The following is a 17,302-nucleotide window of genomic DNA, read 5'->3' as shown; positions in this document are numbered from 1 at the left end:
GTTCGTAAACGGGTGCCTATGCACCCACTCACAAAGGCAAGGGAGGAGGGAACGCCTATTGCAAGACACTCATTTATACAGATGTCGAAACTGACAAATCTAAAAGGCAGAATTAATTATATATCCAGCTATGCCAGGCAAGAAAATTTGTATGCAGTATATGATACTACAGAACGGAAATTTTGGAGTGAGCTGGCGAAGTGTAATCAAGAAGAGTTCGAGAAAAGTGGAACAGGCGGTAAATGTATTGAAGCAAGAGAACTGATTATCGCCCTGCCGGAGAGTTTTGTGGACTATGAGCCGGATATGCTGCTGAAATTATTTGTAGAGCATTTTAAGAGGAATTATGAGGTAGAATGTGTTGGGGCATTGCACCATAATAAGCGAAAGACGAATTATCATATCCATCTTATTTTTTCAGAGCGCAGATTGTTGGAAGAACCGATTGAAAAAGTAGCATCCAGAAATATGTTCTACGATGAGAATGGAAAGCATGTACGCACTAAGAAAGAGATTATGGATGAAGCAGGACAAGTAAGAAAAGGATGTAAGATTGTTCCTAAAGGTGCTGTATATGAACGGAAAATTTTCACTACAAAGGATTCAAAGTTTAAGAATGAAATATTTCTGAATGAGGTTAAATGCTCTTTTGCAGAACTGATGAATATCTATGTGAAAGATAAAAAAGAAAAACTGCAGGTGTTTGATAAGAGCAGTCCATATTTGGCGATGAAAAAGATCGGTAAAAATAACCCGAAAGCAGAGCAGATAGAATCAGATAATAGAGTTCGGCAAAGATGGAATCAGACAGTGGACAGGGCAATGGTGGGCGGGATTGCGGAAGAAAAAATTATGAGCATTAAGCAGACAGAAATTGCAGATAAGGTAAAAAGTTCTATTCAAAAGCAGGGCAGACAGCCACAGCTTTTTATGGCAATCGTCCAATTAGCGATTGTCGCTCTACAGATTTTGGTTTCTCAAATATTGAAGCAGATTTATCAGGAGCGTGATGATACAGAGAGAGCATTGCCACCTATTATTTCAAGTGGGAAAACCGGAGATATTCAGGTGGTAGACGATAAAAATATCAGGGAAACGGAACGGTCGTTGCCAGCCCCGCCAGTAAAGCCAGCGTTAGCTGAACAATATCCGAACTTAAGTGTTATTTACCGCAAATTGGATAATCAAAATCATGCAATCTATCTAAAAGAACAAAAACTTGCCGGGGTAAAAAAGGAGTTGGAGAATACAAAAGGTTTATTTAAGGGAAAGCGGCGTAAGGAATTGCAGGCTGACATTAATGAATTAGTTCCTTTGGTTGACACTTTGAAGCGGCAGTTATCAGGAATTGTGCAGGATTATGGGTATAAGAATGTAAAAGAATTTCTGGAAAAATATGTGGCGGCTCAGGCTGCATATGGGGAGTATCAGAGGGCAGTTAAGGCATGGAAAAACAGTATTGAGCGTAGGGAAGACCCGGTCAGTGTATTAGCTAAATTGGAAAGGAACAAACAAAAAATCAAAGAGCGTGATAAAAAATCAAAACGCACACATTCCCGTTCCAGAGATCGGGATGCGAGATAAGGAGAAACGCATGAAAAAACATATTTATGATAAGAAAAATGGATTGTCTTACACTTTAACAGGAGATTATTATTTGCCAGATTTACTTCCGCCACAAGAAGAGACACCAGACTATGGGAAATATGGTTCTCTAAGGCTTAGATATTTGAAAGAGTACAAGAGGGGTATGTACATTTCCCTGTTAACACAAGGAAAACTGGTGAAGCATTTGAATACTGTGGACAAAGAAGCAAGCGAGAGAATGGAATATTTGATTCAATTAATGAAACGCCAGCATGGGATTACCGAACAACTAAAGGCGGAGGATCAAATGAAATGGGTGGGTTTAATGAATAATATCAAGAGTGCTGCTGAGGAAATCATATTGAAAGAATTAGTGTATATATAAACGGAGTGTACGATGCTGATTTGGCATAATCCAAAGATGCATACAAAAATGACCCTAGACTGCAGAAATCCTGTAATCAGGGTCATTTTTTATAGGTCAGACCGTCAAATATCGTATTGTAATCTGTGTGAAAAATTTCAGCCAATGCAATCAACTCACTAATGCGAATGTTATATGTACCGGCTTCTATTTGAGAGTAGGCACTTCTGGAAATAGAGAAGTTACGAAGCTGTAATTGTGCGATAACCTGTTCTTGTGTTAAGCTTGCACTGTTTCTTAATTTTCTAAGATTATTTCCCAGAGAAATATCCTGTGTTTGTTTTAGTTTTTGCGGCATAATTGACTACCAGCCTTTCGCTCGACATATCGTATGTTTATATTGATTCTAGTATAAAATGTCTGTATAATTGCAATTAATAGATTGCAAAAGGAGGCGAAATATAAAGCTATGAGAAAAAGAAAATTTAATAAGGTGATGAATACTATCGGAAAAGGAGAGGGGATCAGTTCAAAAGAGGTAGAAAAGGAAATACAAATTGCCATTGATTCTGGTTTTGACAATCCTGATCCAGTGATTAGAGCAGAGTGGGAAAAAGTACCTTTTAAGGGGGAACGCCCGACACCGCAGGAAGTGATTGAGTATCTTTGTAAGGAAATGAAAAGGAACCAATAAAAGAGTATTAGGTAATACGCTTATTTTTTTAATTTGATACTACTCAAGTATAAAGTAATATACTTCTTGATTGAAAATCTAATAATATCCAATCATACCGGGTAAAATGAAAGCAACATATATCGGAAGTGGGGTGTAGGTTGCTTGTTAGATGAGAAGTATATTGCGAATCGAATAGAGGAACTCTGTGATAAAAAGCAGATGTCTATGTATGCGCTATCTAAAAAGACGGGCATTAGCCAGTCCTCTTTATCGAACCTGAAGAAAAGAGGAAGCACACCTACCTTTTATACATTGGACAGGATTTGTGACGGATTGGGGATCACGCTGCCACAATTTTTTTCTGATGATATAGGAAAACTGGAATTATCTTCAGAACAAAAGAAAGTGCTAGAAATTTGGGAATCCTTGACGGATAAAGAGAAAGAAGCGGTTGAAATCTATGTGAGGGGTATGAAATTGAAGTAGAGCAGTCTGGTTTAGGCTGCTTTTTGCGTATTTGCCGGAAAGGCAAATGATGAAGAAAATAATATTTTTAGTTATGGTGTTGATACTTACAGGATGTGCCCGGGCAGAAGAAAAGGAAGAGGGACATTCATCAATGATTATTACAGCGGATGGTGAGGTTGTATCGGCTTATCGTGATGGAGAGGATGTGACGGACGAGAGGAAAGCGTTGGAAGAGCAGACAGAAGAAGCAATCAGTAAGTTTTTGAACCGGAACAGGGATGTGTTGGAGTTTAATATGTTCTGTATGCTGGAAGAGGATGGAATGACGGTAGAGGTTATGGTGGATGGGGTGTCGTATACGTTTACTTGCAGTATGTACGGGGATATAATTGGTATGGGAAGGACTGATGGGAATCGGTTTGATTTAAGGGGGAAGTAAATTTAAAGTTTTGGCCATTAGTCTGAAAGTTGTATAGAGCAATGCATTAAAATATGTTAAAATTAAAGAAACATAATTGGTGTGAGGAGGTAGTATTTTGTGTTAAATGATAGAATGATTAATAAATACTATCTCAATCAAAAAGTATATATAGTTATGGAGTATCCAATATTTGAATTAGTAAAGATACGCTATCAAGATAGTATGCGGGAGGAAATAGTTGATTCGAGGCTTGTAACTGATAAATTGAGGATTCAAAATACTATATCACTAAAAATGTTTTGCGGAGGGAAATGAAATGGTAATAGATTACATAGGAAACTATATGGAGGGGGATGCTTGGGAAGGATTGTGTGATGAATGGTACAGAGAAAGGTATCAAAGCGAAGGATACCAAAAGATTCCGTCCATTGCTGGAGGAGATGCAGGGATTGAGGGATTCACGCATACAGGTATTGTGTATCAGTGCTATTGTCCTGAAAGAGGTTATGCGGATAACGAGTTGTATGAGCATTTAAGGAAAAAGATGACAACAGATATAAATAAACTTATTGATGGCAAATATAAGGAGCGATTAATTAGTTTAGGTGTTCCAAAGATTCAGGAGTGGCATTTTGTTACTCCAGAGTATAAGGACAGTAAGATATTAATACATGCAAAAAACAAAACTGATTTAGTATTACAGAAAAAAGCTGATTCGCCAAAAGATTTCGACTATATAGCAGATAATTTTAAAATTATCGTGAAGGTGGCGGAAGACTTTAAGTTGGAATTTACCCGTTTATTTAGAAGTAAGTGTTCTGATGTAAAGCTGGATTTGACGCTAAAGAATACATCAGAAATTGACTGGGAAAAGTGTGATTCAGAAAAGGCAGAAAATATTAAGAGAAAAGTTAGGGCAGTAATGGGGAATATCTCAGTTGATGACATGAACTATAAGGATATTGTTAGAAGATACATAGAATATTATATGCGTGGGCGAGAAATATTATCCGATCTACATGTTTCTTTTCCTAGAATATATGAGGAAATACAGGAATTAGAATCTACTTGTAAAAATGAAGTGGAAATACGTACAAAAATGAATGTAGATAAATCAATCAATGGTAAGCTGTTTAGCGAGTTAATTAAAGAATTTGGGGATAGATTAGAATCTGAATTTGATAATTTGTCGTTTGCCTCGGTTAGTGAGTTGAAACAAGATATGGTAGGAAGCTGGTTAGCAGATTGTTCAATGGAGTTTAGGTGATTATTTATGGAGAGAGAGATACTAATATCAGATACAATTGTTTTTGATGCAAAGCCAGATGCAGTTCCTTATAATTATCGAATAAGTTATAAATTAGGTCAGATTTGCCTTATTCTTTTTCTGTGTGGTGGACGGAAGAGTTGTTCGTTTCTAAAAATACAGATGATAGCAAATGCGATGAATGACGAGAAAGGTAAAACAAGGTTATTGAGTTTCTGCAATAAAAACAAAATGAGTTATACTTCCGTGCGTTTTGATCCAGCTGTGAATCGTGCAATTAAGTATGCTATGGCAGATCAAATGATTACGCAATTAGCTCAGGGAAATTTTAAGCTAACAGAAAAAGGAAAGAACTTTGTGCGAAAAATACAAAGAGATAATTGTTTGTTAAAAAATGAAAAAGAGTTTTTAAATAAAATAGGAAAACAATTAACTGAAGAAAAGATTGCAGATCTAATGGAAACATGGAGGTATATAGATGCTACAAGTTAATCGACTAAAGATAATAATAAACACGGATAATGGTGAATACGGTTTTGATGAGGAATTTAGTCGTGGTTTGAATTTTATTGCAAGTCCCAATAATACTTGTGGGAAAAGTTCAGTTATAGCAGGCATATATTATTGTTTGGGATTTGAACAGATAATCGGCGGGGAAGGCGAAAAGGTTCTAACAGATGCCTATAAGAGCTATATTAAAGATGGGCAAAATGTATATGCTGTGTTGCAGTCTAAAGTATATATGGAAATATATAATGGAGTTGATTGTATTACTATTTATCGTGCAGCGAAAATGGATAATAGACAGAGTAAATTAGTGACAGTTTATTTTAGTGATATGGACAACATTAATAATAAAGACACCGAATTAGAAGATATGTATGTTTTGTCTAAAAACGCTGCTGTACATGAAAAAGGGTTTCATGCATTTTTAGAAAAGTTCTTAGGTTTATCGCTACCTATAGTGCCGACCTCTGATGATAAAGAAAGAAAACTTTATTTACAATTATTATTTTCAGCAATGTTCATTGAGCAAAAAAGAGGATGGGCAGATTTGTTTTCAGCAATGCCATATTTAGGTATAAAAGAGGCGAAAAAAAGAATTGTTGAATATTTAATAGGATTAGAAACAATTACAAATGAACGAAATAAGAATGAATTAGCATATGAAGAAAAGTGTATTAAAGATAAATGGAAAAATGTTCTTTCGGCTATTTATACTGAATCTAATAGGGTATGCTGTAAAGTGCAGGGGCTACCATTGCAAGCGGAAATATTAGACGAAGGGTTTCAAAACGGTGTTCACCTGGTAAAAGGAACAGAAGATAACAATTTGGTTGAAATTTACATTAAACAACTTAAAGATGAGTATAAGAGTTTATCTGCTGTTACGCCTAAAATAGTTGATAATTATGATGAAATAGAGGAGGAGCTTGAGAAAACACAGGAATGCATAGAAGACATGTATAGACAACAGGCAGAGATTAGGCGACAGTTTTCGATTGAAAACATTTCTATTAAAAAGTTACAAGAAGAGTTAGATAATATTAATACGGATATAATCAATAATAAAGATGCAAAAAAATTACGGGATTTAGGATCTGATCTTGATAGTGAGGTTTTAAAGGACATATGTCCAGTCTGTCACCAAACTATTCAAGACTCTTTATTGCCTAATCAGAACAAGTATACTTATATGAGTATAGATGATAATATCAAACATCTTAATGCACAAAAGGAAATGTATGAATTTGCAATAAATGGTCATAAACAGAGAAAAATGGAATTAGATGAAGCGTTACAGCAATCAATGAGTAGAGTGAATACAATGACAAGATTGGCAAAATCGTTAAGGAATGATATCTCTTCTGTAGATGAAAACATTTCGGAAGCTATTGTTTTCAAGAAATTTGAGATTTCAAAAGAAATAGAGGATTTAGAAAATTATGTGGATTTTATTGAACAGCAGTTACAGAAATTACAGGAGTTATCTGATGAATGGAAAGAGTATTTAATTAGGGTAGAAAAGTTACCTAAAAATAAATTTACCAATAATGATTATAGCAAATTGAATTGCCTGCAAAGGAATTTTATTAGTAACCTAGAAAGTTACTCCTATTCTAGTATAGATTCATTAGACAAGGTTGAAATATCCAAAGATACTTATTTACCGGTAGTTGAGAATTTCGACATGAAATTTGGTTCATCAGCTAGTGATGGAATTCGTGCTATTTGGGCTTTTGCTATGGCATTGATGCAAACATCAATCGAAAAACTGGGTAATCATGTAAATATGCTTATATTTGACGAGCCAGATCAGCATAGCATTGTGATGAAAGACTTGAAAGCATTTATTGACAGTATAATTTTGCTAAAAGAGAAAAGTCAGGTGATTTTGGGTATCACAATTAAAGACCAAGATACAAGAGAGGTGATTGAAAATCTAAATGCGGAAGACTATCGGATGATTGAGATTGAAAATAAAGCATTTGTGAAAATATAAGTATACTTAGATATGTATAGTATTTAAATTAATAAGAAAGGCGTCAACTGGATGTAAGATTTTAGTAATACAAAGTATTAGGAATTTATATAATATGTATAAAACCGTTCGATATTGAAATGAAGTAGCACGAAAAATTAACCAAAATACTAACCAACAACTTGAAATTTAGGAATTCGAGTAAGTAATGTTAAAGGGCAACGGCCGTTATCCTGTAAAGGGCAAAAGTGACTATTTAAAGAAATAAAAAAATCAGACCTTGAGGAAGAAAATTCCTTGAGGTCTTTTTTGCCCTTTCATATCCGAAAAGCTGTGAAAAATAAGCATTTTTTTAAAATAATACAACTCCACCTGATCATGGACCCCGATCTCAGCCGCGATCTAATCCGCCAGTTCCGCCGTACTGGAAATCCCGGGCCCTCTCATGCGATTTGACAAGATCGCCGCAAGATTCCATTGTACGTTGGCAACCGTGTCCGCCGTAAAGACCACATGTACAGAGATCTCTGTCATGTAAGGGGCACGCTCCTTGTAAATTTCCCGCTCCAGAGAACGGTAGAACAAAAACGTTAACAGGATGACAATTAAAACCGCAATACAGCCCATAATGCCTGGTATACTGGTATTAACGCCGCGTCTTTATGCGTCACTCCTCCAGCTCCCGGATCAGTTCCCGGAGCCTTGACTTAATCTTCGTTCGGTGAATACCCTTGTATCCCACTTTCTCAGCCAGGCGAAGCAGGTACTCCCGATATAGGGCTACGATCTCAGGCTGAGAAATCTCAAAGACGGTAAAGGGCTCTGAGGTATGCACAAGAAGAGCTCTGTGATTTTCCTTGACCATAAGGGAACTTTCCTGTTCAACAGATCCTTCCAGAGGGACAAAATGATAATTTTCATGGGTGTCCAAAATATGCAGGATCTTCTTCAGGTGCAGGGTATAGGTCTCCGGGGTATAGTAAAGGGCGCCGACTGACCAGCAGGTGGCGGTGATAGGCACTGTGCCGGCACGGACCTGGTCAGCGCTGGCCAGGTGAACGATATCGATCAGATTGTACTGGTCCTGCTCCTGTTCCAGCCGCTGCATCTCCTGGAGGTAAAGTTCGCCCAGGCGTTTCTGCTCGGGGTCTTCTCTTTTTCCGATGGAGTCCGCGATAAGTTCAAAGGGCGCGGTCACTGCGGACAAGGAGATCAGCTTTTGTATGCGGAAGCCCTGGGGCGATAGGAATTTCATAAAGCACTGGAACAGCTTTTGAGGTTCCGAGTAGGTATTCAGCATAGGCCGGCACAGGGCGAGGTAGGCCTGAAACTCCGCTTCTGTCGCCCGGAGCACCCCTGGGTCTGTGGTCATCATTGTGGCGTAGCTGGTGGGATCGCCCGCCATGGAATGTGACGCAATCGCGATTTGTCCGGGCATCATGATGATGGTGTGCCGGTAAAGGCGGTCGCGGATATGAGGATAAAAATAGGCTTTTACCTTGCCTGTCATATAGAGCGGGATCCAGCGGGCCAGGGATTCCAGAATCTGTTCGCCCGAGTAGATCGGAGGTATGATGTGGCAGATCTGACACCCCCGTCGGATACAATCCAGCAGCCAGGCCTGCATTTGGGAGGTGAAATCATAATCCTCCATCAGCCAATCGTCGGTCTCATCGGCAAGAATGCAGATTGTACCCGGTTCCTGCCGGGCCAGCAGGTGTTGGTACATGGAACGTACAGCGGCACGCTTTCCCTCATTTCCAAAATGAATAAAATTCCCCTTACGGCTGATGGTTGTGGCTTCTAAGGTGGAGTTAGACGCAACCCCCTTAATGGTCAGCGATTCAAAGCTTCGCATGAAGCGGTCCACTCCGTCATCGTCACCGCACAGCCAGCAAAATAAAAATTCTGACAGCTGATCCTGCTTGTCCATGAGGATCCGCCTGACCCCCGCCATCTCAGACAAAGCTCTTCTCTGATATTCGCCGGTACAGCGTTCGGCAAGGAAATCCGCCATGCCGCGCAGCAGATCCAGATTCCGCGGGAGACCTCTCTTCCCGCTGCGGAATCGGCTGATGATGGAGGGGTCTACCTGCGCGGCCAGGGCCAGCTCCCGGTTCGTTGTCTGAGTCAAATTCATAACAAAAATTAGTTTTTCATAGAACTGCACAGTCTGATCCTCCTTTTTTATATCAGTATACCGTAAAATGATTAAGTTTGCAACAAAATTTATATAGTTTGTCATTTGAAATGACACTTAAATATCATTGTCAATTACGGATAATCCCTTGAATTTTGCTTAAAAAAGAAGTATTCTATTATATAAGGATTTTACAGTTTGGAATTTGTCATTCAAAATGACAAATATGCGTCATTTGCAATTTGAATAATATACAAATATTTTTATGCAGACTATTAAAAGGATTGAGTGTGAGAAATGGTATTTGAGAGAAAAATTTTAGTGGTAGAAGACAATGAAATCAATCGGGCGGCGCTGTGCGTCATCCTGTCTTCTCAATACACGGTTCTGGAGGCAGAAAACGGAGAGCAGGCCCTGTCGCTGCTGGAAAAATACAGGGAGGGAATCTCTCTGATCCTGTTGGATATTGTTATGCCGGTTATGGATGGCTATACCTTTATGAAGCATCTGAAAGCAGATCACAGGCTGAATTCGATCCCGGTCATTGTCACAACGTCCAACAACAGCGAGGCGGATGAGGTGGCCGCGCTTTCCCACGGGGCCACAGACTTCATCACCAAACCTTACCGCGCCCAGGTCATTTTACACCGGGCAGCCAGCATCATCCGCCTGCGGGAGACCTCCGCCCTCATCCATCAGATCCAGTATGACCGGATCACCGGGGTGTACAGCAAGGAATATTTCTGCCAGCAGGTCAGGGATATCCTGTTTCGAAATCCTGATGTGAAATATGATGTCCTTTGTTCCGACATTGAGGATTTCAAACTGATCAACGATACCTTTGGCATGGCCGCGGGCGACCGCCTGCTGCGGCAGGTGGCGGAGCTCTGTACCCAGCGGCTGGGGGATCACGGGATCTGCGGCCGCCTGAGCGCGGACCAGTTCGCCTGTCTTCTGGAGCACCGCGAGGACTATGCGGACGAGATGTTCACCCAGTCCGACAGCAGGATCAACAGCGGCTTCGGTGATCAGAACGTGATTATGAAATACGGCATCTACACGGTGGAGGACCGGGAGGTTTCCGTAGAGCAGATGTGTGACCGGGCGCTGCTGGCGGCTCACAGCATCAAGGGAAAGTATGGCAAGCACTTTGCCCTCTACGACGATAAGCTTCGGGGCACGCTGCTGCGCCGGCAGGCCATCACGGACGGTATGGAAACGGCCCTGGCCACGGGACAGTTTGAGGTCTACCTGCAGCCCAAGTACCAGATCCGGGACGGCCGGCTGGCGGGGGCCGAGGCGCTGGTGCGCTGGAACCACCCGGAATGGGGCCTGCAGCCGCCTGGGGAGTTTATTCCCATCTTTGAGCGCAACGGCTTTATCACTAAGCTGGACCAATATGTCTGGGAGCGGGTCTGCGCTCTGCTTCAGGAATGGGACCAAAAGGGCTATCCCGGCATCAACATATCTGTCAACGTCTCCCGGATGGATATCTACAACGCGGATCTGGCTGACGTCCTGACGGGTCTCGTCCGGCGGCACGGACTTTCCCCCTCCCGCCTGCACCTGGAGATCACGGAGAGCGCGTACACGGATACCTCAAGACAGCTCATCGAGACCCTGGGCGCTTTGCGCAGGCTGGGCTTCGTCATTGAGATGGATGATTTTGGAAGCGGCTACTCTTCGCTGAATATGCTCACGGAAATGCCCATCGACGTACTGAAGCTGGATATGAAGTTTATCCAGACTGAGATTACGAGGCCCACCGGCCAGGGTATCCTGCGCTTTATCGTGGACCTGGCCCGTTGGATGAAATTGAGCGTAGTGGCGGAGGGTGTGGAAACCCGGGAACAGTTGGAGAGGCTCCAAAACGACGGGTGTGACTACGCCCAGGGCTATTATTTTGCCAAGCCCATGCCGGTGGAAAATTTTGTTTCCGTCTTGACAGCGCAGGCCCCTCCCGCAGACATGGAAAACAGCCGGTCTGCCGGTTCTGTGGACGGCATGGACAGGGCTCTGCTGGTGGCGGATGAGGACGAGCAATACCGTGCTCAGGTGCACAGGACCTTCTCCGATTGCTACAAGGTACTGGAGGCGGCCAACTATGAGGAGGCAGTTAAAATCCTGGGAAGCCATCCGTATCAGATGTCAGCTGCGATTCTTAGCTTAACACTCCAAGGAGGCGCTGATATCCTCACTGCGATTCAAAAGGAGCGGGGCATCTGGAAGACGCCGTGCATCGCCACGGGACCGCTGGATATGGAACTGGAGCGCAGTGCCATGGAGCTGGGCGCCGCCGACTATGCGGCTAAGCCCCACAATCAGGAGTCGCTGCGCAGGCGGGTCCTGCAGGCGATGAGTACCCACACGCTTCAGTTGCGGATGCGTTCCCTTCAAGATGAGGCCTGCAGAGACACCATGACGGGCCTGCTCAACCGCCGGGGGCTGTATACCATCGCCGGATCACTGCGGCATGAGTCTTCCTCCGCTGTTTATCTGTTTGAACTGGACGAATTAAAAAAATTTAACGAGAAGTACGGGTATGTGGAGGGCGATCATTTGATCTTCCACTTCGCTTCCCTTCTGCGTGCCCACACCCGGGCGGACGATGTGCTGGTCCGGCTGGGCGGGGATGAATTTCTGGTTGTAATGCGCCACATAAGCTCCATGGAAGCTGCCCATAAGAAAGAAACAGCTATTCTCCGGGCTTATGATGAGAGCCGATACGCGGATCCGGATTCGGTGGCCTGCTTTGCGGGCACAGTGCTCTGGAATGCAGAGGAGCCTTTAGATGAAATCATACGCCGGGCCCGGGAGATCATGTATACTGCAAAGGCCGGCGGTAAGAAAGTGTGCCTTTCACGAAAGGGGTGAGCATGTGATGTGTCAATATACGAATTTAGAAGTGATATATCTTTCTCCGTCCAGCAAGCTGCTGCGCGGAAAGGACGCCAGCACCGGCAGCCGGGTAGTACTTAAGACCGGAGGCCAGGAGCCCGCGACTCAGGAAGAAGCAGCGCGGCTGCAGCGGGAATATCAGATCATGCAGCGGATAGACAGCCCTTATGCGGTAAAGGCGCTTGGCGAGGTCACGCTGGAAGGGCGCTGCTATCTGGTGGAGGAATTCTGCCCGGGGATCACGCTGAGCAGGCTGCTGAAACAGGGCGCCCTGGAGATGCCGGATTTCTACCGGATCGCGAAACAGCTGGTGATGGGTTTGCGTGACATACATAAGGCAGGCGTCATCCACAAAGATGTGAACCCCTCCAATATCATGTATGACGCGGAGTCCGGCCGGGTGGCGCTGCTGGACTTCGGTATCTCCTCCATGTTTATACATGAACAGATGTCGGGAACCAGACTTGAAAATATCGAGGGAACCCTCCGCTATATCGCCCCGGAGCAGACCGGACGAATGAACACGGAGCTGGATTATCGCGCGGATTTTTATTCACTGGGTATAACATTGTATCAAATGCTGACGGGGCGTCATCCATTTGACGCGGAGACCCCCACAGAGCTGATTTTTTCTCATATTGCGAAGACGCCGCCGGATCTTCGCGTGATCTTACCCAATGTGCCGCCTATGCTTGCGGCCGTCATAGACAAGCTCCTGGCCAAGATGGCAAAAGACCGCTACTTAAGCAGCGAGGGCCTTCTTTATGATCTGATGCGGTGCCAAAGGGAAAGGGAATTTATCCTTGGCGAAAAGGATTTTAGCCGGCGCTTTGAATTCGCCCATCGGCTGTATGGGCGGGAAGATGAAATCGCCCAGCTGAAGAGTGACTTCAAGGAAGTGGCGTCCGGTTCCAAGATTCTTGTCTCCATCAGCGGCTATTCCGGCATTGGAAAGACCTCGCTGGTCAATCAGCTTCAGGAGGAGGCTCTGCGGACCAGCGGTATGTTTCTGCAGGGGAAGTTTGACCAGTATCACTCCAACGTACCCTACTTTGCCTTCTTCGAGGCCATCAAACAATTTTGCAGCATAGTCTTGATGGAGCCGGAGGAGAGTATGGGCAAGTGGAAGCAGACATTGTCGGAGCACTTGGGCGGCGACGCGGCTTTGCTGACCGGTAAGGTGGCGGAACTGTCCCTGCTGACCGGCAATCAGCCAGCCCCTGAGGACATGGGGCCGCTGGAGGAACGGACCAGGTTCAAATCCGTGCTGGAAAAATTCCTGTCCCTGCTGGCTGCGCCGGAGCATCCCCTGGTTCTGTTTTTGGACGATGTGCACCGGGCGGATATGGGCTCCCTGGAAATGCTGGAAGAGCTGTTCAAAAATGAGGATATCCAGAATTTAATGATTATTGTGTGCTATCGCGACAATGAGGTGAGCAGCGAACATCCGCTCACCCTCAGCCTGAATAAAATCATACAGCGGGGCGGCCGGGTCACGCAGCTCAACCTGAAAGGGCTGAACCTGGAAAGCACCGCACAGATGCTGGGAGACATATTAAAAAAGGAAGCGGACACGACTTGTGCGCTGGCGGAGATCCTTTATAGGAAGACCAAGGGAAATCCGTTTTACATCAAGCAGTTTCTGCGGCTGTGCCATTCAAAAGGCTATCTGAATCTGGATATGGACACCGGAAGCTGGAGCTGGAAGGAAGCGGAGATCCGGGCCTGCCCCGCTCAGGAGAATGTAGTGGATTTCCTGACGGAAAACCTAAACCAGTTTTCGGAGGAGACAATATCACTGCTGTCCTTTGGCGCCTGCATCGGTCAGAGCTTTTCTGTGGAGGATTTGTCCGCTGTCTGCGGCTTGCCGGAACGTGAAATCAACCGCAGGCTGATTACGGCAGTGGCGCAGGAGGCGGTATATCCCATGGAGAAGGATGGGAAAACCGGCCTGCAGACCATGTATCAGTTTGCCCACGACCGGTTCCAGCAGGTGTTCTATACGACCCTGTCTGAGAAGGCGCGGGCAAGTGTCCATTACCTGCTTGGAAAGCGGTATGAGGAACACTCCCGCGCCGCAGGTGATCTGGACGAACGGGCGTTTGATATTGCGGACCACTACGCAAGGGGGCTTGGGGAGGCGGAGGGTCAGGAAGAACGGCGCCGGATTCAGGAATTCCTGCTGGGTACGGCGCGCCGGTGCGGGCTGGTTTCCGCCTTCGACACAGCGGAGCGGTACCTTAATCTTCTGCTCTCCCAGCCGGAGCCTAAGCGCCCGGAAAACCGCCGGTTTCTCACAAAAATCTATATGGAATATCATTCGGCGCTGTGCAATTTAGTGAAAGAGGAAGAATGTGACCGGATCTATGGGATGCTCTGTAATCTGGTGACGGAGCCCACTGAGCTGGTAGACAGCTGCCGCCTGCAGATATCAAGTTTCTCCAACCGGGGCCGGTACGAGGACGCCTTTGAGATAGGACTCGCCCTGCTTGGACAGCTGGGAGTCACCTTCCCCAGGGAAAATATCAAGCTGACCCTGGAGCGGGAGATCGCATCCTTTTATCGGGAGCGGGAGGCCCTTGGAGCGGAGGATATCCTGAACCTTAAAGAAGCCAAAGACCCGGTGGAAGCCGGAATCAGTAAGTTGCTCTGCCGCCTGTGCGGTCCGACCTTTTTCTTTCATCCAGATTATTCCTACTGGACGGTATTTACGGCTGTGCGGCGCATGTTCCGGCATGGCTATACTCCTCATGCCCTGCAGATGTATTCCAATCTGATGATGCCTTTGGGAGAACTGCGCAGGGATTACCGGACGTCTTACGCGGCCGTCAGGTCGGCTATGCGTCTGGCCGAAAAGCACCAGTACAAGGAGGTGATCCACTCCATCTATTGTATGTTTGCTCTCCATACCGGCCATTGGTTCGAGGATGTGGTCAATGAGATTCCCTATGCAAAGGAGTCCATCAAGGGCAACGCCCAGATGGGAGACTTTGAGTATGCCTGCTATGGCTATTATGGGCTCATGATGGCGGTCATGGAAAGCGCGGTTCATGTGGAGGAGCTGTGGAACGAGGTTCAGGCCGGAGTCAAGTTTGCGGAGAAGACCGGCAGCGACCATGCTTTGGGAAGCTTTTTGAGCTTTCAGCAGTTGTGCAGAAGTATCCGGGGGGATCTCTCCCTCACCGGAAGCTTTGACGGGGACGGATTTTCCGAACAGGCCCATTTGGAGCGGTTTTCCCATAACCTGCAGGCAATCAGCTATTATCATGTTATCCGGGCGCTGTCGGCAGTGATCTACCGGGATTATTCCACGGCCTGCCGGCTGTGCAGGGACGCTGTGCCCCTGCTCCCGTATGTCTCCAGCTTTTACAACGTGGCGCTCCACAATTTCCTGTATTCCCTGTCCATCTGCCAGGTTCTGGAGACAGGGGACTATGAGCCTGAGGCAAGGCCCGGCTTGTTGCGTGTCCTGGAAGAAAACCAGGATTGGCTGAAGGAACGCAGCAGCGACGCGTTCTGCAATTATGGCCATCTTTATCTTGTGATTGAGGCGGAACGAAAAGCGGCGGAAGGCTGTACCGGAGAGGCCCTGCGGCTTTACGAAGAGGCCCTGAAGGCCGCGAAAAAACATGACCGCAGCCTTCATCATGCCATCCTCTGCGATGTGGCCGCGCTGCGCTATGAGAGGCTGGGGATCAAGTCGGCGGCCAGTCACTATCTGACGGATACATACCGGCTGTACGGCCATTGGGGGGCGGAGGGCAAGTGTGCCCGGATGCGTCAGGACTACCCGGATCTGGCGGGCCTGTGGAAGAACGACAGCCGGCAGGGCGCCCTGTCTGAAGATTCCGTACGCACCACCGCTTCGCTGGATATGCGCTCTGTGCTGAAGGCATCCCAGGCCATTTCGGAGGAACTTGAGCTGGAAGGCCTACTGGAAAAGCTGATCCATAGTCTCCTGGAATGCGCGGGAGCACAGCATATCTACTATCTGAGCCTGACGGATTCCGGGTATGAGATCCAGGCGGAGGGCCATTCCGGGGCCAAGGACGTATGCATCGTATCAAAGCGGCAGGCAAAGGACCGGGATATTCCGCTGAACATCGTATCGTATGTAGAAAAAACACTGGATGCAGTGATCCTGGAAGACGGAGAGAACTCCAGAGTCTTCGGGAAGGACATCCATATCAAAGAGAACCACTGCAAATCGGTTCTGTGCATGCCCATCCTCAATAAGGGGGAGCTAAAGGGTATTCTCTACTTGGAAAACAACCTGGCCGCGGGCGTCTTTGACCAGCGGAGAAAAGAAAACCTCCTGCCCATTGCGGCACAGCTGGCCATCTCTCTTGAAAACGCCTATTTATATGAGCATCTGCGCTTTCTGGTAGACGAGCGGACGAAGGCGCTGCTGGAGGAGATCAAGGTGCGCAAGCGGGCGGAGGAAAAGTTGGCCCATATGGCAAACTACGACGCGCTCACCGGACTTCCCAACCGCAGGCTGTTTCACAAAATCTTGTCCCGGCTGCTCCTGGAGGCGGAAACAAGCGGGCAGCTGCTTGCTGTCCTCTACATGGATCTGGATGGATTCAAAGAGGTCAACGACACCTATGGCCATGAAAAGGGCGATCTGGTATTGGAGGAGACAGCCAGACGGCTGATCCGTGCCGTGCGCGGCAGCGATATTGTTTCCCGTATGGGCGGCGACGAGTTTGTTCTGTTGTTGAGCAGGATTATGGCGGACGAAGAAATCCGGCACGTCTGCGAACGGATTCTCTCTGAGATCCGGCAGCCTTTCCGGCTCTCAGAGGACCTGTTTGTTGAAATGACTGCAAGCATCGGGGTCAGCGTCTATCCCAGGGATGGCCAGGACGAAAAGGAACTTCTTTCCCGCGCCGACCAGGCCATGTACAGGATCAAAAAAAGCGACAAAAACTTTTACTCGTTTACAGAGACTCTATCTGAAACGCAGGAGAAGCCTTAAAAGAAAATACCATACCCA

At 45.8% G+C, this 17,302-nt stretch carries 14 protein-coding genes; 11 read left to right on the top strand and 3 right to left on the bottom strand.

The annotated features are described in order from the left end of the window. The first annotated feature begins 81 nt into the window (after positions 1-81). Positions 82-1,584, top strand: a complete 1,503-nt coding sequence (locus EV209_RS04695) for a MobA/MobL family protein (RefSeq protein ID WP_130433524.1) — start codon at positions 82-84, stop codon at positions 1,582-1,584. A 10-nt stretch (positions 1,585-1,594) separates the two neighbouring features. Then, positions 1,595-1,972, top strand: a complete 378-nt coding sequence (locus EV209_RS04690) for a TnpV protein (RefSeq protein ID WP_130433522.1) — start codon at positions 1,595-1,597, stop codon at positions 1,970-1,972. Positions 1,973-2,054: 82 nt separating this feature from the next. Here the strand turns inward: EV209_RS04690 and EV209_RS04685 are convergent, their stop codons facing one another. After that, positions 2,055-2,309: a helix-turn-helix transcriptional regulator gene (locus EV209_RS04685; protein WP_130433520.1), complete on the bottom strand. Its 255-nt coding sequence runs from the start codon at positions 2,307-2,309 to the stop codon at positions 2,055-2,057. Positions 2,310-2,420: 111 nt separating this feature from the next. On the opposite strand from EV209_RS04685, the gene EV209_RS04680 reads away from it, so the two are divergent. From EV209_RS04680 to EV209_RS04650, 7 genes are all read left to right on the top strand, one after another. Then, positions 2,421-2,645, top strand: a complete 225-nt coding sequence (locus tag EV209_RS04680) for a sporulation initiation factor Spo0A (protein ID WP_130433518.1) — start codon at positions 2,421-2,423, stop codon at positions 2,643-2,645. Between the two features lie 144 nt (positions 2,646-2,789). Further along, the gene (locus tag EV209_RS04675; RefSeq protein ID WP_130433516.1) at positions 2,790-3,113 is read left to right on the top strand and encodes a helix-turn-helix domain-containing protein; all 324 of its coding nucleotides are present in this window, start codon (positions 2,790-2,792) and stop codon (positions 3,111-3,113) included. Positions 3,114-3,246: 133 nt separating this feature from the next. Further along, positions 3,247-3,534, top strand: a complete 288-nt coding sequence (locus EV209_RS04670; protein WP_243647490.1) for a hypothetical protein — start codon at positions 3,247-3,249, stop codon at positions 3,532-3,534. A gap of 99 nt (positions 3,535-3,633) precedes the next feature. Further along, positions 3,634-3,831: a hypothetical protein gene (locus tag EV209_RS04665; protein WP_130433512.1), complete on the top strand. Its 198-nt coding sequence runs from the start codon at positions 3,634-3,636 to the stop codon at positions 3,829-3,831. Position 3,832: 1 nt separating this feature from the next. Then, positions 3,833-4,783, top strand: a complete 951-nt coding sequence (locus EV209_RS04660; RefSeq protein ID WP_130433510.1) for a hypothetical protein — start codon at positions 3,833-3,835, stop codon at positions 4,781-4,783. 6 nt (positions 4,784-4,789) lie between these two features. Then, on the top strand, positions 4,790-5,275 hold the full coding sequence (locus EV209_RS04655; RefSeq protein ID WP_130433508.1) for a hypothetical protein: 486 nt from the start codon (positions 4,790-4,792) through the stop codon (positions 5,273-5,275). After that, complete coding sequence (locus tag EV209_RS04650; protein WP_130433506.1) at positions 5,262-7,286, top strand: hypothetical protein; 2,025 nt, start codon at positions 5,262-5,264, stop codon at positions 7,284-7,286. Before EV209_RS04655 ends, EV209_RS04650 begins: the two co-directional genes overlap by 14 nt. Positions 7,287-7,667: 381 nt before the next feature. On the opposite strand, the gene EV209_RS04645 is transcribed toward EV209_RS04650, so the two are convergent. Further along, entirely contained in the window at positions 7,668-7,892 is a 225-nt protein-coding gene (locus tag EV209_RS04645) for a hypothetical protein (RefSeq protein ID WP_130433504.1), read from the bottom strand. Between the two features lie 40 nt (positions 7,893-7,932). Then, complete coding sequence (locus EV209_RS04640) at positions 7,933-9,405, bottom strand: hypothetical protein (RefSeq protein WP_243647489.1); 1,473 nt, start codon at positions 9,403-9,405, stop codon at positions 7,933-7,935. A 297-nt stretch (positions 9,406-9,702) separates the two neighbouring features. Between EV209_RS04640 and EV209_RS04635 the strand changes: the two genes are divergently transcribed. Then, positions 9,703-12,279: an EAL domain-containing protein gene (locus EV209_RS04635; RefSeq protein ID WP_130433500.1), complete on the top strand. Its 2,577-nt coding sequence runs from the start codon at positions 9,703-9,705 to the stop codon at positions 12,277-12,279. A gap of 7 nt (positions 12,280-12,286) precedes the next feature. Next, a complete protein-coding gene (locus tag EV209_RS04630) occupies positions 12,287-17,284 on the top strand; it encodes a diguanylate cyclase domain-containing protein (RefSeq protein WP_243647520.1) in 4,998 nt (1,665 codons plus the stop codon). The last annotated feature ends 18 nt before the right edge of the window (positions 17,285-17,302 follow it).

The sequence above is a fragment of the Cuneatibacter caecimuris genome (assembly GCF_004216775.1).
GTDB classification, from domain to species: Bacteria; Bacillota; Clostridia; order Lachnospirales; family Lachnospiraceae; genus Cuneatibacter; species Cuneatibacter caecimuris.
Note: the sequence above shows the minus strand (reverse complement) of the source record. Positions and strands in the feature narration are given on the sequence as shown.

Coding starts and splice junctions, on each gene's coding strand:
- EV209_RS04695 (WP_130433524.1), top strand. CDS start 82: ATGTCGAAACTGACAAATCTAAAAGGCAGAATTAATTATATATCCAGC.
- EV209_RS04690 (WP_130433522.1), top strand. CDS start 1,595: ATGAAAAAACATATTTATGATAAGAAAAATGGATTGTCTTACACTTTA.
- EV209_RS04685 (WP_130433520.1), bottom strand. CDS start 2,309: ATGCCGCAAAAACTAAAACAAACACAGGATATTTCTCTGGGAAATAAT.
- EV209_RS04680 (WP_130433518.1), top strand. CDS start 2,421: ATGAGAAAAAGAAAATTTAATAAGGTGATGAATACTATCGGAAAAGGA.
- EV209_RS04670 (WP_243647490.1), top strand. CDS start 3,247: ATGATTATTACAGCGGATGGTGAGGTTGTATCGGCTTATCGTGATGGA.
- EV209_RS04660 (WP_130433510.1), top strand. CDS start 3,833: ATGGTAATAGATTACATAGGAAACTATATGGAGGGGGATGCTTGGGAA.
- EV209_RS04655 (WP_130433508.1), top strand. CDS start 4,790: ATGGAGAGAGAGATACTAATATCAGATACAATTGTTTTTGATGCAAAG.
- EV209_RS04650 (WP_130433506.1), top strand. CDS start 5,262: ATGCTACAAGTTAATCGACTAAAGATAATAATAAACACGGATAATGGT.
- EV209_RS04645 (WP_130433504.1), bottom strand. CDS start 7,892: ATGGGCTGTATTGCGGTTTTAATTGTCATCCTGTTAACGTTTTTGTTC.
- EV209_RS04640 (WP_243647489.1), bottom strand. CDS start 9,405: ATGAATTTGACTCAGACAACGAACCGGGAGCTGGCCCTGGCCGCGCAG.
- EV209_RS04635 (WP_130433500.1), top strand. CDS start 9,703: ATGGTATTTGAGAGAAAAATTTTAGTGGTAGAAGACAATGAAATCAAT.
- EV209_RS04630 (WP_243647520.1), top strand. CDS start 12,287: ATGTGTCAATATACGAATTTAGAAGTGATATATCTTTCTCCGTCCAGC.